The sequence below is a fragment of the Limnohabitans planktonicus II-D5 genome (genome assembly GCF_001270065.2).
Lineage (GTDB): Bacteria > Pseudomonadota > Gammaproteobacteria > Burkholderiales > Burkholderiaceae_C > Limnohabitans_A > Limnohabitans_A planktonicus.
In genome coordinates, this window is the sequence record NZ_LFYT02000004.1 from 1 (window position 1) to 24,494 (window position 24,494).

Below are 24,494 nucleotides of genomic sequence, written 5' to 3' on the forward strand. Positions count from 1 at the left end.
TGCTCATGCCACCGCCCCGTCGGGGTCTTCGACCGCCGACCTGCGGGGGCACGCCACGCCTTGCCCCTTGTGGGTCGGCACTCGAAGAGTCCGACATTGCACCATTCACCAATGCCGCCCGCGCAAGCGCAAATGCTCAACCCACGGTCCACGTCGGGGTCTTCAACCGCCGACCTGCGGGGCACGCCACGCCTTGCCCCTTGTAGGTCGGCACTCGAAGAGTCCGACATTGCACCATTCACCGCTGTCGCCCGCGTAAGCGCAAATGCTCATGCCACCGCCCACGTCGGGGTCTTCGACCGCCGACCTACGGGGGCACGCCAGGCCTTGCCCCTTGTAGGTCGGCACTCGAAGAGTCCGACATTGCGCCATTCACCGCTGTCGCCCGCGCAAGCGCAAATGCTCATGCCACCGCCCCCGTCGGGGTCTTCGACCGCCGACCTGCGGGGGCACGCCACGCCTTGCCCCTTGTGGGTCGGCACTCGAAGAGTCCGACATTGCACCATTCACCAATGCCGCCCGCGCAAGCGCAAATGCTCAACCCACGGTCCACGTCGGGGTCTTCAACCGCCGACCTGCGGGGGCACGCCACGCCTTGCCCCTTGTAGGTCGGCACTCGAAGAGTCCGACATTGCACCATTCACCGCTGTCGCCCGCGTAAGCGCAAATGCTCATGCCACCGCCCACGTCGGGGTCTTCGACCGCCGACCTACGGGGGCACGCCAGGCCTTGCCCCTTGTAGGTCGGCACTCGAAGAGTCCGACATTGCACCATTCACCGCTGCCGCCCGCGCAAGCGCAAATGCTCATGCCAACGCCCACGTCGGGGTCTTCGACCGCCCACCTGCGGGGGCACGCCAGGCCTTGCCCCTTGTAGGTCGGCACTCGAAGAGTCCGACATTGCACCATTCACCGCTGTCGCCCGCGCAAGCGCAAATGCTCATGCCAACGCCCATGTCGGGGTCTTCGACCGCCCACCTACGGGGGCACGCCAGGCCTTGCCCCTTGTAGGTCGGCACTCGAAGAGTCCGACATTGCACCATTCACCGCTGTCGCCCGCGCAAGCGCAAATGCGCATGCCCCCGCCCCCGTCGGTGTCTTCGACCGCCGACCTACGGGAGCACGCCAAGCCTTGCCCCTTGTAGGTCGGCACTCGAAGAGTCCGACATCGCGCTTACGTGGATGGGCGATAGCGTTTCCACAGTGGCGGCACGATGAGCAGCAGCGCTGCCACTGCCATCAAGCCGCCCGACAGGGGCCGGGTGAAGAAGGTGGACCAGTCGCCTTGGCTGATGGTCAGCGCCTGGCGCATGGATTGTTCGCCCAGGGGGGCCAAAATCAAGCCCACGATCAGCGGCGCAGCCGGGAAGTCAAAGCGCCGCATGATGTACCCCAGCAAGCCAAACACAAACAACAAGCCCACGTTGAACACCGAGTTGCCAGCGCCGTACACACCAGCGGTAGAAATCACGATGATGCCCGCGTACAGCCAAGGCGGCGGAATCTTGAGCAGCTTAACCCACAGGCTCACCAGTGGCAGGTTGAGCACCAGCAAGATCACGTTGCCAATGTAGAGGCTGGCGATCAGGGTCCACACCAGGCTGCCTTGTTGGCTGAAGAGTTGCGGGCCGGTCTGGATGCCGTAGCCTTCAAAGGCCGACAGCATGATCGCCGCCGTGGCCGAGGTGGGAATGCCCAAGGTGAGCAGGGGCATCAACACCCCCGCAGCGGCGGCGTTGTTGGCTGCTTCTGGCCCGGCCACACCTTCAATCGCGCCGTGGCCGAATTCTTCGGGGTGCTTGGAGAGTTTTTTCTCGGTGTAATAAGACAGCAAGGTGGGCAACTCCGCCCCGCCTGCGGGCATGGCCCCAATGGGAAAGCCAAAGAAGGCACCGCGGAACCAGGCTTTCCACGAGCGTGCCCAGTCTTGCTTGCTCATCCACAGGCTGCCCGAGAGTTTCATGACCTCGCCACCTTTGGATTCGCGCCCTTGCCAAGCCAGGTACAGCGCTTCGCCCACGGCAAACAGGCCCACGGCGGCCACCGTCACCTCGATGCCGTCGAGCAGTTCTGGGCGGCCAAAGGTGAAGCGGGGCTGGCCAGTTTGCAGGTCCACCCCCACCATGCCCAAGAGCAAACCCAGGCCCAGCGCCACTAGGCCGCGCAGCATGGAGTTGCCCAGCACGGCCGACACGGCCACCACCGACAAGACCATGAGGCTGAAGTATTCGGCCGGGCCAAAAGCCAGAGCCGCTTCGACCACCCAAGGGGCCACAAAAGTCAGGGCCAGCGTGCCGATGGTGCCGGCCACAAAGCTGCCAATGGCCGCAGTGGCCAGCGCTTGGCCCGCTCGGCCACGCCGGGCCATTTTGTTGCCCTCTAAAGCAGTGACGACTGCCGCCGATTCACCAGGGGTGTTGAGCAAGATGGAGGTGGTGGAGCCGCCATAGGCTGCGCCGTAATAAATGCCTGCGAACATGACGAACATGCTGGTGGCGGGCACATGGTAGGTCAGGGGCAAAAGCAAGGCGATGGTCAGCGCTGGGCCAATGCCGGGCAGCACGCCGACCAGCGTGCCGACAAAGCAGCCCACAAAGCCCCACATCAAAGTGGTGGGTTGCAAGGCAATGGCAAAGCCACCCATCAGGGCGTCAAAAGCTTCCATGGGGAATCCGATCTATGTACGTTTTGCGTTGAGCGTTGAGCGTTGGGCGTTGAGCGTTGGGGAGGAGTCATGGCGTTGATGCCCCTTTTTGGATTCGGCCCTGTGAAGTTTTCAATGTTCCAAGATCTTGTAGGTCGGCGGTCGAAGACCCCGACGTGGGCCTGTGCCTAAACCCATCCTGTCTGCCTTTGCGAGTGGCGACCTACGAGCTGACATTTCTCACAATTTGAACCGCCCTAAGGGCTGGGCTCTCACTTAAATCCACCAAGGCAGAGCAGGCCCCAGGCCCACCCCCAACAGCTGCGCAAACACAAACCAGAAGGTGCTGGCTATGGCGGCGCAGATCAGGGCCGATTTGAGGCCCAAGGGCGCATCGAACGAGCGGGCCACGCCCATGCCGCACAGCGTGCCGGGAATGACAAAACCCAAGGGAATCACCAGCACGATGAAGGCCACGCCGCCGCCCAGCAAGCTGAGCACGCGGGTGTTGGCACCCGGCAAGGCAGATTGGTCTGGTGCTTGGCTTTCGTCGGTTTGGCGACCACGCCAAGCGCTCACGCCGTACAACACGGCAAAAACACTCAGCGCCGCCACGATCACGCCGGGAGCCAGCACCGGCCCCACGGTCATCTGCATCATAGATTGAGGAATGACAGAGACCTGCCAACCAGCCACCCCGCACAGGGCGATCAGCAAAAGGGCCACGCGAAAAGGCGTCATGCCAGGCCCAGTTCTTTCATCAGGACTTCCTTCTCGGTAATGTCCTTGGCCAGGTCGCGCTCAAAGGGGCGCTCGGTCATGAAAGCGTCGGTCCACTTGCGTGTTTCCAACTCTTGCTTCCATGGTGCAGAGGCGTTGAGTTTGGTCACGAAGTCGATCATGGCTTCGCGTTGAGCGGTCGAAATGCCAGGAGGTGCAAACACGCCGCGCCAGTTGGACTCGGTCACGTTCACACCCAATTCGCTCAGGGTGGGCACGTTCACGCCGGGAATGCGGCGCTTGCCGGACACGGCCAGCGGGATCATGCGGCCCGCCTTGATTTGCTCTTCAAACTCGGAATAGCCCGAGATACCGGCCACCACTTGGCCACCCAAAATCGCGGCGTTGGCGGGGCCGCCACCTGCAAAGGCCACATAAGCGGCTTCGCGGGGGTTTTTGCCCAGGGCTTTGATCAGCATGCCCAAAATCAGGTGGTCGGTGCCGCCAGCGCTGCCGCCCGCTACTGAGACGGCCTTGGGGTTGGCCTTGATGGCGGCTTCGAGTTCTTTCCAGGTTTTGATCTTGCCGCTGGCGGGCACCACGATGACGCCGGCTTCTTCGGTCAGGCGGGCAATCGGGGTCACGTCCTTGATGGTCACGGGGCTCTTGTTGGCAATGCCCGCACCGATCATGACCGAGCCGCCGATCATCAGGCTGTTGCCCTGGCCTTTGCGTTGGTTCACGTAACGGGGCAGACCCACCATGCCGCCTGCGCCGCCGACGTTTTCAAACTGCATGGTGCCCACCAGGCCAGCAGCTTTGGCCGCGCGTTCGATGGCGCGGGCTGTGCCATCCCAGCCGCCGCCGGGGGCTGCGGGCACGAACATGTTGATGCTGGCGATCAGGGGCTTGGCTTGCGCCCAAGCGGGCAAGGCCATGGATGCGCCAGCGGCAGCGCCGAGGGCCAGAAAGTCGCGTTTGGAAAGGGTCATGCGGGTCTCCTGTGTGAAAATGAAAAACACTTCTGCGCGGCGCAGGCCATCGGCAGATGCTTTGATTTTGGTGTGCTGCTGGCGGCGAAACTGTCAAACAGCTGTCAATTGCGTTCAGTGAAAACCCTCAATAAACCATGCACCCCCGAATCTTGTTGGTGGAAGACACGCCCGACATTGCCCTGTGGCTGGGCACGGCTTTGCGCCAAGGGGGCATGGCGGTCGAATTTGCCACCGATGGCCATGAGGCTGACCGCTGCCTGCAGGCGGGCCATGGTTTTGATGCGGTCTTGCTCGATTTGCAGCTGCCCGGGCAAGACGGTCTGAGCGTGTTGCAGGCCTTGCGGGCGCGGGGCGACACCGTGCCGGTGTTGATTTTGACGGCGCGGGCCAGCGTGCCCGACCGGGTGCTGGGCCTGAACATGGGGGCCGACGACTATTTGCCCAAGCCTTTTGATTTGAGTGAGCTCGAAGCCCGCTTGCAGGTCTTGCTGCGCCGCCAAGGCCGCACCAAAACCAGCGCCTTGCGCTGGGGGCCTTTGGAGATGAAGCCCGACACCAGCGAAGTGCAGCTGCACGGGCAGCCGCTGGCGCTGACCCAGCGCGAGGCGGCGGCGCTGCGCGTGTTGCTGGCTTCGCCCCAGCGCACCGTGAGCAAAGAGCAGCTGCACGCCGAGGTGTTTGCCGACGAGTCTGCCGGGCTGGATGCGGTGGAGGTGCTGATTTACCGCTTGCGCAAAAAGCTCGAATCGGCCGCGCTGGTGCCCGGCCCGTCGGCCGGTGTGGCGATCACCACCTTTCGCGGCATGGGTTACATGCTGACCCAGGCGGTCAAGCCGTCACAGGCCCCGTTGCCATGAGTGAATCTCCATGAGCGCTTTTTCATGAGCGATTCCCCGCAGGTTTGGGCACCTTCTGCCACGTCCTTGCGCAGGCGCTTGCTCAGCTGGATTTTGTTGCCGCTGGCCGGCCTGATTGGCATCAACGCCTGGGTGGGCTATGGCAATGCGGTGCAGGCGGCCAACGAGGCCTACGACCGGTCTTTGTATTTGGCCGCCCGCACGCTGGCCGAAGAGCTGGAGTGGCGCGAGGGCCGCCTGCAGCTGGATGTGACCCAGGCGGCCGGCTATCTGTTTGAAAACCACACAGGCTCGCGCTTGTTTTACAAAATCACCTCACCCAGTGGCCAGTGGCTGGCAGGCGTGGCCGCCTTGCCCGATGTGCCTGCCCGTGCCCAGTCGGCGGTCAAGTTTTTTGCCCTGGTGCAGTTTGACGACGGCCAATACCTGAGCCAGCCGGTGCGTCTGGCGCAACTCATGCATGTGGTGGAGGCCGATGCGAGGGGGGCTGGGGCCAAACCCACGGAGCAGTTGGTCAAGATCACCGTGGCCGAGACCATGGAGGCTCGCCAGCAACTGATTGAGCACATTTTGTGGGACACCTTGGGCAGTCAAGGCTTGCTGCTGTTGGCCGCCGCTTTGCTGGTGGTGTGGGGCGTGCAACGCGGCATTCGCCCGCTGGAGGCGTTTCGTCAGCAACTGGACCAAAAAGCCGATGACGATTTTTCACCCATCGAGCCGCCGGATTTACCGCGCGAGTTGCGCCCCTTGATCGAGACCCTGAACAGCTATCTGGCGCGTTTGGGGCGTTTGATCGACATCCGCAAACGCTTTTTGGACAACGCCGCACACCAATTGCGCACGCCGCTCACCGCCCTCAAAACCCAGCTGACCTTGGTGCAGCGCAGCGCAGAGCCTGAACAGGTCCAGACTTTGGTGGCGGCGGCACACCAGACCACCGACGATGCGGTGCGCCTGACCGAGCAGTTGCTGGCCATGACGCGGGTCGAGCATGCCCGCGAAATGCACAGCCCACAGCGTGTGGATTTGGCGGATTTGGCCCGGCGGGTGACGCAAGAGCATTTGCTGCGCGCGCATCACATCGGGCACGATCTGGGGTTTGAAACCACATTGGCGCAGGGCCAGCGGTGTGAGGTTCCGGGTGTGGCGCTGCTCTTGCATGAGGCGCTGAGCAACTTGGTGGACAACGCCATCCACCACTGCCCAGCAGGCGCACACATCACCGTCAGGGTGGGCCTGCACTGGGTGGAGGTGCAAGACAGCGGCCCCGGCATCGCTCTGTCGCACCAGGCCCATGTGTTTGAGCGCTTTTACCGGGCCGCTGCCGCTGGCGTTTCAGGCAGTGGCCTGGGCTTGTCGATTGTTCAGGAAATTGCCAAACAACATGGGGTGCAATTGCAGCTGAAAAGCCCTGCTTGCGCGGCAGGCGGCACAAGCATTCGCATGGCCTGGCCCCAGCTGGTTGCGGGGCCAGTCAGTGCGTCGGGCAAGGATCAGAAAACGTGAGTCAATGACGCGTTCAAGCGCCAGTTGTTGGGCGTGGATTCGATGTTGTAGGGTGTCCATGCCGAATACCCGCCCAAGCCTTTGGCCAGAGTCAGGCTGTAGCTGGATTTCTGCACATTGCCTGACAACTGCAGACCTATCGCTTGCAGTGTGTACTTGTTCAGGGGCTCGGTTCCGTTGGTAGCGGGGTTCTTCAGCTTGATCAGGCCCGCATCGTAAAAGCCACCCACCAACATGCCATTGTTCAAACGGCGGTTGAGTTCGAGCGAGGCCACCGCGCCGTCGTCACCCGTGCCGTCCACCGAGGTGTAAGCCCGAACGCCACCGATGCCGCCCAGCGAGAGCTGGTTGTATGAGTCCAGCCGCGCAGAAGTCATTTGTCCACGGAACTTGAGCACCGAAAACAAGCTGCCATCCTGGTTCCACGATTTTTGGCCCCTCAGCGCCAGTTCGATCTTGGCATAAATGCTGGGGTCGACTTGGGTTTGACCCTCGATCAGGCTGTAGTTGCCCAGGGTGTAGGTGAATTCTGCACGGCTGGCGTCGCGTGTCAGCTTTTCGTTGTCAGCGGTGATGCGCACACGGAACTGGTTGTCGTGCACGCGGGTGGTGACCGCGCCAGTGCTCTCCAGGGTGCTGCTGCCCCGACGGGCGGCGATTTCCACGTTTTGCTTGAACACGAAATCGCGGAAACCACCATGGATGCGGGTGATGCCCAAGCCCACCTCACCACTGCGGCCCAGGGTGGTGGATTGCCCGCCCATGATGTTGCGGCTGTTGGAGCCAGCTGTCCAAACACGCCAGCGCGATTGAGCGCCTTCCAAAGCCGACTCATATTCACCACGGCCGTAGGTGATGCCTTCGGATTTTTGGCCCACCAGGCTCAAGCTGGCTTTGGGCTCATGACCGCCAATCACCAAGGAGCCCATGACCTGAGGAATGCCGTATTGACGCAGGCCGTAGTTGTTCAGCTGAACCACGCCATCCAGCACTTTGCCCATGCGTTGGGGCGCTTCTGCCATGCTGACGATCAGGTCGATTTGCTCGGGGCCCACGGCGCGGATCGTGGCGTCCAGCTCAATGGGCAAGTCGTAGCTGGCCGAATCGAGGCGCTGGTCCAGGCCCAGGGTGTCCACGGGCATATTGGCCTTGAAGTCCTGTTCAAAGCGCTGGGTGATCAGGGCACCATAGGTTTGTAGCAAGGCCGGGTTTTTGGCAATCACCCGCACGGCGTTGATCTTGGGGCGGAGAATTTTGACCACCAAGATGCTGCCACCCTCAGATTTTTTGATCTCGGTTTGTGCATACGACAAAAAACCCAGGCGGCGTGATTCTTCAAACAACCAGCCATTGAAGTTTTGCAGTTCATCGGCCGAAACAGGCTTGCCAATCGAGCCCGCCCAGTATTTCTGGATCTCGTCTTGCAAGGCGGCGCTTTGAATTTCTAATCCCAGCAAGCGGTCGATCGACTCTGCGTTTTCCAGACCCAGCACATCGATGTTGGCCAGTGGTTTGACTTTGGGTTTGGGCAACTGGTTGACGGATTGGTCGATGTTTTGCTGAATGCTGCCCGGTGGCGGCGTTGGCGTGGAGGTTTGAGCCCAGGCTTGCCCAAAAGTGGCCTGAAGTGCAGAGGCCAAAGTGATCAGTTTGAAAGTGTGTTTCATGGTCGGTTCAAGACTAGCAAGTATTCGGGGAGCGGGGTATTGGTGTTTGAATGGATGCTGAAAAAGTTTAATTGATAACTATAAAATATTTTTGAATAAATTTCATAAAACTTTTAAAGTCATTTTTTTGGTGTTTGGGGTTCATTTGTTGGACCTGTGATGGCTGAGTGGATAGCCGGTTCGAATCAGGCGGGGTTTTTGTGAATGACCCAAAACCCGCCTGTACCTGTTTCAGGACTGGATGCAAGTTCAGCTGTTTGATGCAGGGGCCAGGCACATTTCGACGCCTGTGACTCCAATTTCTTCGCATGTGCAGTCGATATCACTTTCGGGGGTGCACGACAAAGGGTTTGCATTGTTGCTGCTCGATTCCTGTGCGTCAACGCCACCGGCCACGGCCGCGCCAATTCCACTTTGGTTGGAAAAGCCTGACAAGGTCAATCGGCTGATGGGCGTGACGCTTCTGGCTTGCGGAATGGTGACCGGAATCACTGAGGCGTTGGCGTTGGCTGCTGCCGGGTTGATGGTCAGGGCTGCATTGGTGATGTTGATGTTGTAGTTGGTCAGCAAGGTGGCTGCATTGGCGGGGCTCAGACTCAGATTGGAGTTGTAGGTGCCTGCGGCCGTGCCCGTTGCGAGTCCTGACACATTCACATCCTCACCCGCCATGAAGCCGGACTTGGTGGGGGTACTCTGCGTTTGAAGGGTGCCATCCGCTGTGGCCGTGGTGTCAGTGCTCGTGACCGACGCATTGGCCTTGTCAATGTTCAGTGAACCCGCGACGAAATTCAAGTTGGCGTAGTTGTTCGCCAATTGCGTGTTGTTGCCTGTGAAGGTGCTGGCATAGCTGCCTGCGTTCTTGGCAGAGGTGCCAGCGGAGAGGCCTGCCACCGCAGCGGCGCTGTTGGTGGCGTCATCGCCCACCAGGCCCGTCACAGCAAAGCCGGAAACACTTTGAGTGGTGCCGTTGTAGGTGGTGCTGGCGCTGTTGGCGGTCAAGATCACGATGCTGGTGCTTGGGGCAATTTTGAGGCTGGCATTGGTGACGGCGATGGTGTAGTTGGACACATCACCGCCCGTGGCGATCAAGTCCGAGGTGTAGGTTCCTGCGTTGTTTCCTTGGGCCGTGCCGCTGACCAAGATGTCATCGCCTGCCAGGAAGCCTGTGCTGATGGCCGGGTCCTGACGGATGGTGTTGCCGCTGTAGGTGGGATTGCTCAGGGTGGCGCTGAGGCTTGCTGCTTTTTTGCCAATCACAAACTTCACGGTGTCAGCGGCAATGGTGGAAGCATATTTGCTGCTGTTGAACTCACCGAATGAGTAGGCGGTGTCGCTGGCGCGCAAATAGTTCGATGTGCTGTAAGTGGCGCCCTGCAATGAGGCGCTCATGGAATCCAGCAAAACCGCATTGGCAATGCGCAATGTGCCTGCTTGTCGGCCTGTGACGGTGGTTTCGCCGAGGTTTTTGTTCTTGAGCTGGCTCAGCACGTCGGCCATCAACAGGCCGGAGGCGGTGTTGAGTGTGCTGCTGTCGCCATAGGTTTTGTTCAGACTGATGTCACCATCCAGGGCCCCGATGGCCACTTTTTCGCGGAACATGACTTGGGCTTGAGCGCCCCCCGCAATGACGTTGCGAGTGCCATCTGTTTCAAAAGCGGTAGACGAGTCGGCGTTTTGCAAGCCCCCCGCAATCGCGGAAAAGTCCAGGTTGCTCAGCGTGCCGTCCAATGCCGAGAGCGTGCCGGTTTGGCTCACATTGCCGGTGTAGATGAAGGTGTTGCGTGTCCCGTTGCTGACGGTTTTGCCAGCGGTGGTCAGCACGTTGGAGCCCAGGTCTTGACCTGCTGCGGCAGCCACACCAGCGCCGAGCACCACGTCGCCCGTGCTGGTGTTGTTGATGCCTTGCAAAATGCTCAGGTTGCCGGTTTGGGTGGTGATGGCGGCGCCATTGGCCGTGGTGATGCCGGTGGTGGTGGTGCCTTGCACGCTCACGGCATCCAGGTTCAATGCAAGCGCGTTGGTGAAGTCCAGCTTTTGCACTTGCGCGGCCAGCTTGCCGACCGCGTTGGTTTTTTCATTCAAGAAGAAGTTGCCCGTGCTGCCCAGCAATTGAAGTTCTGCGGCTTTGATGGCGGCCCCCGCATTTTGAGTGGCGGTGCCTGCCGCTTGCAGTGACAGTTTTTTCGTGCCGACATCCAAGGTCTTGTTCAGCACGATGTCGCCGCCTGTTTGCAAGCGAACGTCGCCTGTTGTGGCCAGGGTCTGGGTGGGGCCAGCAACGGTGATGGTGCCGGTGCTGCTCGCGTTGCCCACCACCAAGTTTGCGGCCGTGATGCGGTTCAATTCGCTGTTGTCAATGCCCAGGACTTGCCGGGTTAGCGTGGTGTTGAAGGTGTCTTCGGCACCGATCTGTATGGTGTTGCCTGCGGTGGTGGTCTGCAGGTGCACGGTGCCTGTGCTGCCCGCCTTGACGGCAGAGCCGTTGGCAATCAGCAAGGTGTTGGCGTTGATCTGGATGGATGTGTTGCTGCCCCTTGTTTCCAGGCTGCCAAAGGTCGAGCCGCTCAGTTGGGTGATCGCCACCGCGCGCTGGGATGCGGCTTGGGTTTGACCCGTTGCCGTGATGTTGCCGTCGATGGATGTGATTTGGTTTTGTACCAACAGACCTTGCGCATTGGTGGTGCTGGCGCTGGTGCCTTCCAGCACGATGTCTTGTTTGGCATTCAAGGTGCTTTGAATTTGTGTACCCGCTTTTAGCGCACTGCGACCGGTGATGCGGACCTGAGCTTGTGTCGATGACAATTTCCCCTGCGAGTTGCTGAAGACCCCTTGATCGCCGTTGGATGAACCCTCCAAGACCAGACTGCCCCCAGTGATGACGCCAGCGTTGTAAATGCCCAGACCGAATGCACCTTTGGCCTCACCTGTGATCGTGATGTTTCCGCTGTCGGCGGTGATGGCGGCTGCGCCGCCGTTGTGGTTGATTTCCACGGCGCTGCCTGTGCCAGCACTGCTGCCTGTGATGAGGATGTTGCCCCCACCGTTGGCACTGATGGCGTTGGCGATGTAGACCCCTTTGCCTGCACCACGGCCCGAGGTGCTGCCTTGTCCTGTGAGGGTGACGGCGCTGCCATTGTTGCCGGTGATTTTCGCCAGATCCAGGTTCAAACCGGTGCCTTGGCTGGAGACGCCTTGCAAGCTGATGCTGCCGCCTGCGCCATTGGCGGTGATGGTGTTGCTGATGTTGTTCAGGCGCATGTTCACGCCTGTTCCTGTGCCGGTACTTTCACCATCGATCACAAGTTGGGCCCCATTGAGGCCGGTGATGGTGGCCGGGGTGGGGGCGTTGTCCTGGATGGAAATGCCTTCGCCCGAGGACTTGCCCAGCAAACTCAGCCGCCCGCCTTGGGCTGTGAGGGTCGTGCCCCGAATCCTCAGATTGCCGTTGGTGTTGAGCTTGGAGCCCACAGTCACATCCCCCTGGGTGTTGAGCGTCATGCTGCCAAGGAACACGCCGCCACTGCTGTCTGTGGTGCTCCGCAAGACGGCCTGTCCCGGGCCGCTGTCAATGCTGAGCGTGCCGCTGTTGGCTTGAACCCCCAGTGTGCCTTTGCCCTCGATGACGCTGGCCACTGTGGTGGATGTGGACTTGAAGCTGGATGTGCCACTGGTGTTGACACCGGCGTTGTGGAGAGAACTGCCATACACCTTGTAGCTGACGGCCTCAATGGCGGTGTTGTTTTCGATGTTCACCCCGGCGGCGGGGCCTTGGGTGATGCCGCTCACACTGACCGTGCCCCGTGTGGCCGTCAGGGCGTTGTTGAGCTTCACGCCCAAACTCTGGTTGCTGGTGCCCGTGAGGGTGATGTTGCCTTGAGCGGAGGTCAGTGCTCCGAAGCCGCCAATGCCGAAAAACGCATCGGCTTGCCCCGTGATGGTGATGTCTTTGAGTGCGCTCATGCTGCCGCCACCGCCCAAGGCCAAGCCTGCGCCCTTGGTGGTTTCACCCCAAACGGTGATGCTGCCACCCGTACTGGTGAGTGCGCCATTGGTGAACAAGCCATGCCAGTTTTGGGATTTGCCGGTCAATTGGATATCACCTGTGGCAGTGATGCTGTTGTTGATGTTGGCTGCCACATGGTTCAGGCTTTGCCCTTGCACGCTCACGCCACCTGCCGTGGCCTGAAGACGGCCAATCCCGCCTACGCCAAAACCGTCCACTGAGGTCCCATTCAGCGCGATGCTGGCTCCGGTGATGCCTGCGCTGACCGTCAGGCCCGAGCCCTTGGTGCTGTTGCCCGAGAGTTGCACAGCCCCCGTCGCTTGGATGGCGTTGTTCACGCCTGACCGGGCGCTGAGCGCCACACCTGTCAGGGTGTTGGCCGATCCCGTGCCCGCAACGGATGCCAACAACGCCCCGTTGGCATCGTTGCTGGTGCCTCCGGTGTTGTCGATGGTGATGTTGTTGCCGGTGATGGCCTGGGTCAATTCGCTCAGCTTGATGTCACCCTGATTGGCCTTGAAGGTCACATCGCCATTGCCGGTAGAGACCGCGCTGAAGCCATGGTTCGAGCCGTCCCTGCCTGCTTCGATGGCCTGGTTGCTGCTGGCTTGGACGTTGGCCTCAATCAGTACATGGCCACCTGCTTGCATTTTTGTATCGACCAGGCCAATGGCTCCTGTGCCCGCAATGTTGCTGGCTGCTGTGGCATCGCCCATCAGGGTGATGTTTTTCGAGGCTTTGATCTGAACTGCATTTCCAGTACCCGAGCCCAGCAAAATGCTGCCAGCGTTGTTGCCGTTGACCGAGCCGACACCCTTTTGCGTGGCTGCCATGCGGATGCTGCCGGCCGTGGCCTCCAGGGTGGTGGCGTTTTGCAAAAACGCACCATACACGCGGTTGACCACGGGCAAATCCACATTCAGCACAAAGTTCAGGTCTGTGCCCCGAATCATGGCGCCGCTGCTCATGGCCAGTGCCGACCGGGTGAAATCCCAAAAACCTGTCTGGCGGGTGGTGGCATCGATGCGCACTTGCCCATTGGTGTCGATGCCTGCACCGCCTTGCATATACACGCCGAAGCTGTTGGCACTGTTGGCCGCCCGGCCTTGGGCTTTGAGCACCACATCCAGCTGGCCTGTCCCGGTGCCCGTGATTTTGACGCCGCTGCTGAACCAGATGCCATTGTTCGCCTCCAGCGTCAGCGTGGCCTTGGTGCCTGTGGTTTTGGCAATGTTGGCCGCCACGGTGATGTTGCCGTCTTGCCCGCCACTGCCCGTGCCCGTGGTGATGGTCACGTTGGTGCCATCGTTCAGGCTGTTTTGGATGTCCGTGTTGCGGATGATTGAGGTGTTCGCCGCCGCCGTGTACGCATAGCTGCCACCCGTCGAGTTGGGGTCGGTGTAGGCCGTGCCCGAGGGGCTGCCACTTGTGATGGTGATGTTGTAGGGGTCCAGCAACCAGTCTTTGGCATGCACTCGGGTGCCATCGGTGAGGAGCCATTTGCCCGAAGTTTCGACAAATCCGCCCTGGCTTTGCAGCTTGGCACCACTCACATCCGTGGTTTGGGCCAGCGCGCCGCTGTCCAGGTCGCGGCCGATGACGATGTCCCCGCCTGGGTGGCCTGCTGCCGTGCTGTTGGCGGTGATGCTACCGTCCACCACAATGCGGCCGCCGTCGGCCAGCAAGTGCACCGCGCCGCCTTGAACGCCTGATGTATCCATGTTGCCCGATTGCATGACGCTGGCCATGGCACTGCCCACGGCGGCGGCTTGCATGTAGACCTGGCCGCCTTCTGTGACGATGCTTCCGCCCCTTTGGTTGGCCACGGCGGCGTTGATGGCCGAGGGGGTCAGCTCCATTTTGATGCGGCGGCTGCCGTACACGGGCAAGGTGATGGACTCTGCCGCGCCCAGGGCGACGTTGCCTTGGGGGGCCACGATCTTGCCTTCGTTGCTGACGCTGGCGCCCAGCAGGGCCACATAGCCGCCCGGGGCTGCCGTGAGCGTGCCCTGGTTGAGCACCTGGCCGGTGGCACCGTCTCGGGTGAAGCGGTTGCGCCCGGACATGAAGTCGGCGTCAGTGGTGTTGAGTGTGCTGGCTGTCAGGCCTGCGGCGCTGACCGAGCCGTCTTTGCCAAAGGTCACGCCGTTGGGGTTGACCAGAACGACCTGGCCGTTGGCGCGTAACTGGCCAAAGATTTGGCTGGGGGCGGTGCCCGTGACGCGGTTCATCAGCACGGCCTGGGCGTTGGGCTGTACGATGTTGACTTTGGCGTCTTTGCCGATGTCAAAGCTTTGCCAGTTGACGACGGCGCGTGCCGTGCTTTGGTGGATGGCCATGTTGGCAGCGCTTTGGCTGATGGCCGCTGTGCCTTGGGCCACTTGGCCGCCTGTGGGCAGGGCGTTGGGGGCTGGGGCTGCCCAGGCCAGGGTGACCAGGCAAAAGCTCAAGGTCAGGGCACTCACAAAGCAAGCCCCTGGAATGGGGCCAGTGCCAGTGAAACGATAGCCTCCCAAGCCGGCAAAACTGCCATTGGCTTTGCCTTGGCTGCTCGTTTGCTCACCCACCGCCACGAGGGTGCCCAGGCGTTTGGAAAAAACGGTTTTGTAGCAATGTGTATTCATGAAAAAAATGGACTGATCAAGTTGTTTTGGCGCAACCACGCAGACGCAAAGACAAATTCGTGAATGACCACGATGTCTGAGGTTTTCTGTGTGAGGAGGCATCGACCAAGGCCGATGCATGGGTTTCAGTAGGTTTTTTGTTTGACCAGATACGTCGTCAACAAAAAATGAAAACTAAAGCGCGCAAATCATACAATTTAAAACGCGTAAAACAACTTAAACAATATTAACGTTCGAAACGTTTTTCATTTCAAAAATATCTTAAATATTCTTTTATCGTTCCAAAGCCTTGAGTGCTGAGTCAAATCACCAGACTTGTCACTCGGGTGATGGGGCTCGTGGATGCTTGGTGAGGCCATCGGAGCGATGTCTGAGCCGGTGAAGGCACCGATGGGATTTCTTGAGAGATGTGCAGGTCAATGCTCGGATCTATTGAGCCGACACGTTGCAGTCAGAAACGATCATCAGGCGCTTGGCAAAGGTGGAAAGCGCCTTGATATGTGTGGGAGCGAAGCCGTCTGGGCGGTGGGGGCTGGTCTGCGAGGGGGTGATCGCAACGTGGGCACCGCTCCCACAGGAGAAGGGCCCTGCAAACTTGACAGGGCCGCCTTTAGAGGTTGAAGCCTCCGGCGATGAGGACCAAGGGCCTGTTGGTCCTTGCGCGCAGTGGACGTGATGGGGGGGTATCGGCTTGGCGAGTGCCGACGTGTTCAGCGGCCTGCGGTCTTGCGCCAGCCGTTCATGCGGCTGCGTGGGCCGCGGTGGCCCAGGTAGCTTGGGGCCACGCCCGCTGCAGATGCAGGCGCGATGCCCAGCGCGGACAGGCCCGGGTGCTGGCCTGTGGCGATGTTGTCCACTTTCATGGATGCCAGATTGTCCCGGCTCATCAAGGGCTCGCCCGGGGCCATTTCCATGACCAGGGCCTGCAGCCAGCCCATCCACATGGGCAGTCCGATCACCGGGCGGCCTCGGCCGTGGTTCACCCCGGCCCACTGGCCAGCGCGATGCACCAGCTCGCCCAGGGTCAGCACGTCGGGGCCGCACAGCTCGTAGGTCTGTCCGATGGTGTCCGGCTTTTGCAGGCAGGCCACCACGGCGCTGGCCACATCGGCCACCCACACGGGTTGGAAACGGGTTTTGCTGCCTGCCAGCGGCATGAAAGGCACGATGGATTGCAGGTCGGCAAACAGATTGAGGAATTTGTCTTCGGCACCAAAGATCACGCTCGGGCGCAGCACCGTGAGTTGCAGGCCTGCGTTGTGCAGCACGGTTTCGCCGCGGGCCTTGCTGCGTTGATACATCGACGGACCTTGGGCATCTGCACCCAGCGCACTCACATGCACCAGCCGCTGCACGCCCGATTTGTTCATGGCGTCCGCGATCTTGCCGGGCAGGGTGACATGCACTTGTTCAAAGCGGTCTTCGTTACCGTGCAGCACCGCCACCAGATTGACCACGGCATCGTGCCCGGGCATGAGCCGAGCCAGATCGGCTTCACTGTGCACGGAGGCTTCGATCACTGTGAGGCCGGGCAGGGTTTGCACATGGGATGCATTCACAGCGCGTCGCGTGGCAACAGTGATTTGCCAGCCCAGACGGGCCAACTGCTCGCACACATGGCCGCCTACAAAGCCGGTGCCGCCCAGAACCAGAATGCGTGGTTGAGTCATTTAACTGTTGAGGCCTGTCACGGCTTGGTGCATGGCGTCCATGGCCTGGTCCACGATCTGGGTGCGCCATGCGTCAGTGTCCACGTAAAACGCATCCATCAGGTCTTGCTTGATCTGCTTTTTCAGGGCCTCGGGGGCTTCGGGGTGCAGGTGCAGCCAATGGTCGCCGCGCAGGGCACCGATGACCTGGTTTTGGGTTTGCGTGCCGTATTCCATCGCAATGCCGGTGTACTCGGCTTGCGGGCATTCCTGGTAGGCCGACATCCACATCAGGCCCGTGAGGAAGGCCGAGCTGGACGAACCGTCATAGATGGAGGTGATGCCCTGGCCCCACCAGGCTTTGGCACGGGTGTAGGCCGCTGCGTCGTCGGCGCAGGCAAAAATGCGCTCGCCTACACCGCTGGGGCCAAGGCCCGTGTGCAGGTCAATCCAGGCCATTTTCTGGCAGCGTTGGCCGTACTTTTGCAGCACTTGGCGCAAGGTGAGGTTGCTCCAGGTGGGGGCCTGGCCACCAAAGAACAGTCCGTCCGGAAAGTCGTGCTGGCCTTTGGTGACGGCGGCCTGAAAGACTTTCATGCTGCGCTCGGCGATGTACTGGGCGGTGGCTGCCGCATTGGCGGCGTCGGGCGGCCAGACTTCGGGCAGCAACAGGGCGTGGATTTCCTGGTAAGCCTCGTTGGTCGGCAGGGGTTTTGAAAAGTCCTGGAAGTTGCGGTTGATGTCCACGTTTTCGTGGGTCACGCGCCGCACATGCGAAAACCCGTGGGGGTTGAGCGCATGGATGTAGAGCACGGCCACGCCGTTGGCCTTGGCAGCTGCACGCCAGGCGGTGTTTTGCAGCGCGTGGATTTGCACGCCCGAGCCGCAGTAGCCCTCAACCCCGTGGCAGGCGCTGCTGATGACCAGCAGCTGCTTCGCATCAGGCGCGCCGTCGAGCACCACGTCCATGGCCAGCTCTTCGCCATCGCGGCCCTTCAAGGGGTGGATGTTGGAATCAATGGTCAAACCCGCAGCATTTGCGGCGTTCAGGAACTTCTGACGAGCTTCGGCATAGCTTTTAGAAAAGCCGGTTTGGATATCGGTCATGCGGATTTTTTACTCAAACGTTTTGTGTTGGATTGGCCAGCCATTGCGTGGCGAGCTCGACCCAGTAAGTGCCGCCCAATGGGATCAGGTCGTCGTTGAAGTCGTAGCTCGGGTTGTGCAAGGTGCAAGGGCCGCCGCCGTGGCCCATCTCGCGGTGCGCGCCGTCGCCGTTGCTGATGAACACATAAGCCCCCGGCTTGGCCTGCAGCATGTACGAGAAGTCTTCTGCGCCCATGGTGGGTTCTTGGTGCAGCACTTGCTCGGCCCCCACGATGCCGCCCATCACCTGGCGGGCAAAGTCGGCCTCGGCGGGGCTGTTGATGGTGGGCGGGTAGTTGCGTTCGAACTCGAATTCGCATTGCGCACCAAAAGCAGTGCAGATCGACTCGGCCACCAGCTTCATGCGGGTCTCGATCAGGTCGAGCACTTCGATGCTGAAGGTGCGCACGGTGCCCTGCAATTCGCAAAAATCGGGCACCACGTTGGTGGCTTCACCCGCATGGATCATGGTGACCGAGATCACACCCGCGTCTACCGGTTTTTTGTTGCGGGTGATGATGGTCTGGAAACCTTGCACCATTTGGCAGGCAATTGGCACCGGGTCGATGCCGTTGTGGGGCAGCGCAGCATGGCTGCCTTTGCCGCGGATGGTGATCTTGAACTCGTTGCTGGACGCCATCACGGGGCCAGCGCTCACCGCGAAGGTGCCCACCGGGGCGCCGGGCCAGTTGTGCATGCCGAACACGGCCTGCATGGGGAACTTGTCGAACAGACCGTCTTTGATCATCTCGCGTGCGCCGCCGCCGCCTTCTTCGGCCGGCTGGAAGATCAAATACACCGTGCCGTCAAAGTCGCGGTGCTTGGCAAAGTGTTTGGCCGCTGCCAGCAGCATGGCGGTGTGTCCGTCGTGGCCGCAGGCGTGCATCTTGCCTTGGTGTTTGCTGGCGTGGGCGAAGGTGTTGAACTCCTGCATGGGCAGGGCGTCGATGTCGGCGCGCAGGCCAATGCCGCGCCCGCAAGCGCCGCCGTCACGCCCGTGCACGATGCCCACCACCCCCGTGGTGCCCATGCCGCGGTGGATGGGGATGCCCCAGTCGGTCAACTGCTTGGCCACCACATCGGCCGTGCGCACTTCTTGAAAGCACAACTCGGGGTGGGCGTGGATGTCTTTGCGAATGGCCGCGATGCTGGCCGCGTCGGTGAGGATGGAGTCGATGATTTTCATGCTGAACAGTCTAGCGGGACTTCCTGAGCCACGCCATCACCCCTGTGCGCTTGGGGGACATCGAGTATCAGGGTTTTCCCGTGATCATTCGCTTGCGAAGTGGTGGCTACAGGGGACACAGTATTTGTAGGTCGGCGGCTTCAGCCCCGACATGGGGCCTTAGCCGAAGCGAACAATGTCGGAGCTGAAGCTTGCGACCTGCGAGGGAAGGTCTTTTGAAGGTCGGCACCACAGCGGATACCCGACAATCTCGCTTCCAGCTTCAGCTTTGCCACATGACCACCACCGACACCTCCATCACCGTGCGCGGCGCTTGTCCGCACGATTGCCCCGATACCTGCGCCTTGTTGACCACGGTAGAAAACGGCCGTGCGACCAAAGTGCAGGGCAACCCGGCCCACGCCCTGACCGACGGCGTGCTGTGTACCAAAGTGGCGCGCTACACCGAGCGCACTTACCACCCCGAGCGACTTTTGCAGCCGCTCAAGCGTGTCGGCCCCAAGGGATCGGGCCAGTTTGAGCCTGTGGGCTGGGACGAAGCCCTGGAGGCGATTGCCGCCCGCCTGCAAACCATCGCTGCCCGCGACCCGCAGGCCGTTCTGCCCTACAGCTACGCGGGCACCATGGGCCTGGTGCAAAGCGAGTCGATTGCGGCGCGGTTTTTCCACCAATTGGGCGCGTCGCTCTTGGACCGCACCATTTGCGCCTCGGCCGGGGCCGAAGCCTTGACGCAGACCTTGGGCAACAAGGTCGGCATGAAGGTGGAGTTTTTTGCCGAATCCAAGCTCATCGTGATTTGGGGCAGCAACTCGATTGGCAGCAACCTGCACTTTTGGCGCATCGCCCAAGCGGCCAAGCGCAACGGGGCCAAGCTGGTGTGCATCGACCCCCGGCGCAGCGAAACGGCCGAAAAATGCCATGAACACATTGCCCTGCGCCCTGGCACCGACGCCGCGCTGGCGCTGGCTGTCATGCACGAGCTGATCGTCAATGCTTGGTTGGACCAAGATTACATCGACCGCTACACCCTGGGCTGGGACGCCCTGAAGGCCCGCGCTTTGCAGTGGTCCCCCGAGCGCGCGGCCGAAGTCTGCGGCGTGCCGGTTGAACAAATTCGCCAACTGGCCCGCGACTGGGGCACCACTCAGCCAGCAGCCATTCGCCTGAACTACGGCATGCAGCGCGTGCGCGGCGGTGGCAATGCGGTGCGGGCGATTGCTTGCCTGCCAGCGCTCACGGGCGCTTGGCGGCACCGGGCGGGTGGTTTGTTGCTCAGCAGTTCGGGGCATTTCCCGGTGCGGCGGGCGGCTTTGCAGCGGCCCGATTTGATGGGCGAGCGGCGTCCGCGCACCATCAACATGAGCACCATTGGCGACGACTTGCTTCGTCCGGCTTCGCCCACGTTTGGCCCGCAGATCGAGGCGCTGATTGTTTACAACAGCAACCCGGTGGCCGTGGCCCCCGAGTCGGGCAAAGTGGTGCAGGGCTTTGGCCGAGAAGACCTGTTCACCGTGGTGCTGGAACATTTTCAGACCGACACGGCCGACTACGCCGACTTCATCCTGCCCGCCACCACGCAGCTGGAGCACTGGGACATCCACACCAGCTACGGTCACACCGACGTGCTGCTGAACCGCCCGGCCATTGCGCCCGTGGGCGGTGCACGCACCAACACCGACATCTTCCGGGCGCTGGCTGCACGCATGGGGTTTGACGACCCGTGTTTCGCCGAGAGCGATGAGAGCCTGTGCCGCAGCGCCATCGGCGATGCGGATGATTATGAACAGCTGCTGGCCCACGGCTTTGCCTCTTTGCCCGTACCGGACGCGCCTTTTGCCCAAGGCGGCTTTCCCACACCCTCGGGCCGCTGCGAATTTTTCAGCCAGCGCCTGGCCGACCAAGGCCTCGATGGCCTGCCCGACCACTTGCCCAACTATGAGCTGGCCACACCCGGCGGCCGCTACCCGCTGGCCATGATCTCGCCGCCTGCGCGCAACTTCCTCAATTCGACCTTTGTCAACGTGCAAAGCCTGCGCGACATCGAAGCCGAGCCGGTGCTGGAGATGCATCCCGAGGATGCTGCCCAGCGGGGTATTGCCGATGGCGCGGTGGTGCGTGTGTTCAACGACCGGGGTACCTACCACTGCAAAGCGCGGGTGAACCAGCGTGCACGGCCCGGCGTGGTCAATGGCCTGGGCATCTGGTGGCGCAAGTTGGGGCTGAACGGCACCAACGTGAACGAGTTGACCAGCCAGCATTTGACCGATTTGGGGCGTGCACCGGTGTTTTATGACTGTCTGGTAGAGGTGGCGACATGCCCGAATTGAAGATTGAACGCGCCCACACGCTGGGCCTGGCGGGTGCGCGGGCCGTGGCCCAGCGCTGGCGCGAACAGGCCGAGCAGGAATGGGGCATGGTGTGTGAACACGGGACGGGCGAAGCGGCGTCTGTCGATGGCTGTGCAGTGGAGCCGCAAGACCAGATGCGCTTTGCCCGCAGCGGCGTCAGTGGCCAACTCACTGTGACCGCCAGCCGCTTTGACCTGCAGCTGAAGCTGGGTTTTTTGCTGGGGGCCTACAGCGAACGCATTGCCCAAAAAATCAACGCCAATCTGGACGAGTTGCTGGGGCCTGCGCAAGCTTGAAGGCGATGCAGGCGCATGCGGTTTGCGAGTGATCGCTTGCAGGGCCATCTCCTACAAAAATACCTTTTGATTTGTTGTAGGTCGGTGGCTTCAGCCCCGACATGTGCCCGTGCCGAAGCCCATCATGTCGGAGCTGAAGCTGCCGACCTACGGGGAGGTGCTGATGGTTTTTGTAGGTCGGTGGCTTCAGCCCCGACATGCGGCCTGTGCCGGAGCTGACATTGTTGGAGCTGAAGCTGCCGACCTGCGAAGCCGACCTGTTGCAAGCACCTGCCCTGCTGATGGCCCCGGTGCTGTTTACGCCGACGGCTTGACGAACAGGCTCAGCGGAATTTGTGCCTCGGCCGCCTGCTTGGCCCATTGGCGGTCTTCGGCGGCGCGTTCGGCGTAGCGGTTGAAGCGCCAGGACGTGCCCTCGGCCGTGATGCGGTGCCAGACCGTGCGTTTTTCGCCGGGCGTCATCTCTGTCCACAGCTGCACTTCTTCAAAACTGCGGCCACAGCCCTTGCAGGTTTCATCGCCCTGGCTGGTCGAACAAATGGCGATGCAGGGCGTGTCCGGGGTGCTGGCGTACCAGTCCTGCCAGGCTTCGGCGGCTTCTAGCGGCAGCGTGAACTCGTCGGCAAAGTCCTGCTTGAAGTAGACCATGGCGCCATACACCTCGGCCAGCGCACGCAGCTCAGGCGGCAGCAATACGCCGTCGGGTGAAGGGTTCTTGGCCCGCCAGTGGTTGATGGCAGCTTCAATGTCGGTGATGTGGATTCCAGCCATGTTGTCTCGGATGTAGGACGGCGATGATAGCCCTTTGCCAGGGCGCTGTCGGTGGTCCGGACAGCGCCCAACCTAAAGGTCAGGGCAAGTCGGGGTTGACTTCGACCGTTTGGCTGTTGCGTGGCCCGACTTGCCCCAGGCGTGCTTTGAGAGATTGGGGTTGGCGCGTCAGGATGGCCGCGTAGTTGGTGGTGTTGGACAGCACTTTTTTCACGTAATCACGCGTCTCATGGAAGGGGATGTTCTCGGCCCAGATGGCCGCTTCGAGCACCGGGCCATTGCGCCAGTTGCGTGGACGGCCGGGGCCTGCGTTGTAGGCGGCAGCGGCCATGGGCATGGAGCCTTCAAAGTCGTCCAGCACGAGCTTGAGGTAGCCGGTGCCAATGGCCACATTCACCTCGCGGTCGTTGATCTGGTCGGGGGTGAAGTTGGTCAGGCCGATTTTTTTGGCGGTCCATTTGGCGGTGGCGGGCATGACCTGCATCAGGCCCGAGGCACCCACATGCGAGCGGGCGTCGGTGATGAAGCGGCTTTCTTGCCGGATCAGGCCATAGACATAGGCCGGGTCGAGTTTGATTTGCTCGGCCCGGCGCACCACGATCTCGCGCAGAGGCATCGGAAAGCGTTGTTCAAAGTCGATGAGGTCCTTGGTGCGATCGCTGGTGTTGATGCAGCGGTCCCACACCTGGCGCTGGCAGGCCAGATCGGCCGCAGCCAGCAGATCGCGGTCGTTCATGCCGCCTGGCGTGTGCAAGTTGGTGCTGTAGTTCCACTCGCGGTTGCCTTCGGGGCGCAGGCCTATGCTGATGGCGTACAGGGCGCGTTGCAGGCCGGGGTTGTTCAGGGCTGAGGCCTTTTCCTGAGGCGATGGAGGGGCGGGGCGCTCGGGCACGGTGATGGGCTGGCCCAGGTCTTCCAAAGCCAGCTGCTCATAAAAGCCCCGCACGCTGGCGATGTTGCGCAGCAGGTTGTGCGCTTCCTGTTTTTGCGCGGCATCGCTGGCGGGCGAGGCCAGCAGGGCGCGGGCGCGCCAATACACCCAAGTGGGGTCTTTTTGCGATTCGGGGCTCATGGCTTGTGTGGCGCTCAGCACTTGCCGCCATTGGCCCTGGCGCAAGGCAGCGCGCACTTTCCAGCCCAGCAGATCGTCGTTCAGGTCACTGTCTTTTTGCACTTTGGCAAAGTAGGCGGCAGCGTTGCCCTGCAGTTTTTGAGCGGCTTGCTTGCCAATCACGCCCCATGTCCAGTGGCGTTCTTCGGCGCTCAGCATCAGGTCCCAGTGCTTGTCCAGGCGCTCGGCCGCCTCGTCCGGGTTGCTGGCGGCCAGGCGGATCAGGGCCAAAACGGCCAGTTCCTTGCGATTTCGGGTGATGGCGATGATGCGTTTGTCCAGGTACTTGGCCGGGTCAGCATGGATCAAGGTCACTTGCTCGGACAGCCGCGGGGCTTCGATGTCCACCGCGTCTTTGGCTGGTCTGGGGCGGTTGGCGTCCATCGCGATGCGGGCCTTGCGCCACAAATCCAGGCCGTTGATCTGTTTGCCTGAATGCAAATGGTCGGCCACATAGGTGCAGCCATCATCGGCCTCGCGCAGGGCGTACCACAGGCGTTTGGCCTCTTCGGCCACATTGGCCTTGCTGTTCATGGCCTCGGTGGCCAGCGCGTAGCAGCGCACCTCGCGGTCATCGCGCATGCGGTAACGTGGGTATTCGGCGGTGAACGTGGCCCAGTCGCGGCGCTTGCCCAATTGCAGCAGCCAGTCGTTGCGCAGCCGGTCTTCGTAGTAGCTGCCCGCGTAGGCGCTGAAAAAACTGCGGATCTCGGAGTCGGGCGCAGTGTCCAGCCGTGCGCGCAGTTCCCAGTAAGCGGCCAGCGGCTCCAGCACATGGCCGCGCACCTGCGGCAGCAGCGCCGCCAGGCGGGTTTTGTCGTTTTTGCGTGAAGCCTGGTGCATTTCCAGCATCAGGTCATCGCCCTTGTTTTGCGCTTTTGCAGCAAAACTGGTCAGACCTGTCATGGTCAGTGCACTCAGCAGTGTCAGAATCGGCGTCAGTAGTTTGATTGAATAAGGCATGGGTTGATT

14 protein-coding genes are annotated in these 24,494 nt (G+C 61.4%); 4 read left to right on the plus strand and 10 right to left on the minus strand.

Features of this window, described 5'->3' with window-relative positions; genetic code table 11:
* Positions 1-1,173: 1,173 nt before the first annotated feature.
* The 3 genes from H663_RS24515 to H663_RS24525 all read right to left on the minus strand — a co-directional run bounded on the left by H663_RS24515 (position 1,174) and on the right by H663_RS24525 (position 4,355).
* Entirely contained in the window at positions 1,174-2,664 is a 1,491-nt protein-coding gene (locus H663_RS24515; RefSeq protein WP_053171282.1) for a tripartite tricarboxylate transporter permease, read from the minus strand.
* Between the two features lie 255 nt (positions 2,665-2,919).
* The gene (locus H663_RS24520) at positions 2,920-3,384 is read right to left on the minus strand and encodes a tripartite tricarboxylate transporter TctB family protein (RefSeq protein ID WP_053171280.1); all 465 of its coding nucleotides are present in this window, start codon (positions 3,382-3,384) and stop codon (positions 2,920-2,922) included.
* Positions 3,381-4,355: a Bug family tripartite tricarboxylate transporter substrate binding protein gene (locus H663_RS24525; protein ID WP_053171278.1), complete on the minus strand. Its 975-nt coding sequence runs from the start codon at positions 4,353-4,355 to the stop codon at positions 3,381-3,383. The genes H663_RS24520 and H663_RS24525 overlap by 4 nt, the downstream gene beginning before the upstream one ends.
* 137 nt (positions 4,356-4,492) lie before the next feature.
* On the opposite strand from H663_RS24525, the gene H663_RS24530 reads away from it, so the two are divergent.
* Both H663_RS24530 and H663_RS24535 read left to right on the plus strand, forming a co-directional pair.
* Positions 4,493-5,215 carry a response regulator transcription factor gene (locus H663_RS24530; protein ID WP_053171276.1) on the plus strand — a complete coding sequence of 241 codons (723 nt, stop codon included), beginning with the start codon at positions 4,493-4,495 and terminating at the stop codon, positions 5,213-5,215.
* A 24-nt stretch (positions 5,216-5,239) separates the two neighbouring features.
* Entirely contained in the window at positions 5,240-6,721 is a 1,482-nt protein-coding gene (locus H663_RS24535; RefSeq protein WP_053171273.1) for a sensor histidine kinase, read from the plus strand.
* Here H663_RS24535 and H663_RS24540 read toward each other — a convergent pair.
* The 5 genes from H663_RS24540 to H663_RS24560 all read right to left on the minus strand — a co-directional run bounded on the left by H663_RS24540 (position 6,709) and on the right by H663_RS24560 (position 18,996).
* Positions 6,709-8,388, minus strand: a complete 1,680-nt coding sequence (locus tag H663_RS24540) for a ShlB/FhaC/HecB family protein (protein WP_053171270.1) — start codon at positions 8,386-8,388, stop codon at positions 6,709-6,711. The genes H663_RS24535 and H663_RS24540 overlap by 13 nt on opposite strands.
* Before the next feature lie 249 nt (positions 8,389-8,637).
* Entirely contained in the window at positions 8,638-15,015 is a 6,378-nt protein-coding gene (locus tag H663_RS24545) for a two-partner secretion domain-containing protein (protein ID WP_053171266.1), read from the minus strand.
* Between the two features lie 710 nt (positions 15,016-15,725).
* Positions 15,726-16,685, minus strand: coding sequence for a complex I NDUFA9 subunit family protein (locus tag H663_RS24550; protein ID WP_053171263.1), 960 nt, complete (start codon positions 16,683-16,685; stop codon positions 15,726-15,728).
* Positions 16,686-17,771: a M14 family metallopeptidase gene (locus H663_RS24555; protein ID WP_053171260.1), complete on the minus strand. Its 1,086-nt coding sequence runs from the start codon at positions 17,769-17,771 to the stop codon at positions 16,686-16,688.
* 13 nt (positions 17,772-17,784) lie between these two features.
* Positions 17,785-18,996, minus strand: coding sequence for a M20 aminoacylase family protein (locus tag H663_RS24560; protein WP_053171257.1), 1,212 nt, complete (start codon positions 18,994-18,996; stop codon positions 17,785-17,787).
* A gap of 275 nt (positions 18,997-19,271) precedes the next feature.
* Here H663_RS24560 and H663_RS24565 point away from each other — a divergent pair, with 275 nt between their 5' ends.
* A complete protein-coding gene (locus tag H663_RS24565; RefSeq protein WP_053171254.1) occupies positions 19,272-21,323 on the plus strand; it encodes a molybdopterin-containing oxidoreductase family protein in 2,052 nt (683 codons plus the stop codon).
* Positions 21,311-21,640 (plus strand): polyhydroxyalkanoic acid system family protein, encoded by a 330-nt coding sequence (locus H663_RS24570; protein WP_053171251.1) that lies wholly within the window; start codon positions 21,311-21,313, stop codon positions 21,638-21,640. The genes H663_RS24565 and H663_RS24570 overlap by 13 nt, the downstream gene beginning before the upstream one ends.
* Positions 21,641-21,937: 297 nt before the next feature.
* Here H663_RS24570 and H663_RS24575 read toward each other — a convergent pair whose 3' ends face one another.
* Positions 21,938-22,411, minus strand: a complete 474-nt coding sequence (locus H663_RS24575; protein ID WP_053171248.1) for a DUF3717 domain-containing protein — start codon at positions 22,409-22,411, stop codon at positions 21,938-21,940.
* A gap of 79 nt (positions 22,412-22,490) precedes the next feature.
* Positions 22,491-24,485, minus strand: coding sequence for a lytic transglycosylase domain-containing protein (locus tag H663_RS24580; RefSeq protein WP_053171245.1), 1,995 nt, complete (start codon positions 24,483-24,485; stop codon positions 22,491-22,493).
* Between the last annotated feature and the right edge of the window lie 9 nt (positions 24,486-24,494).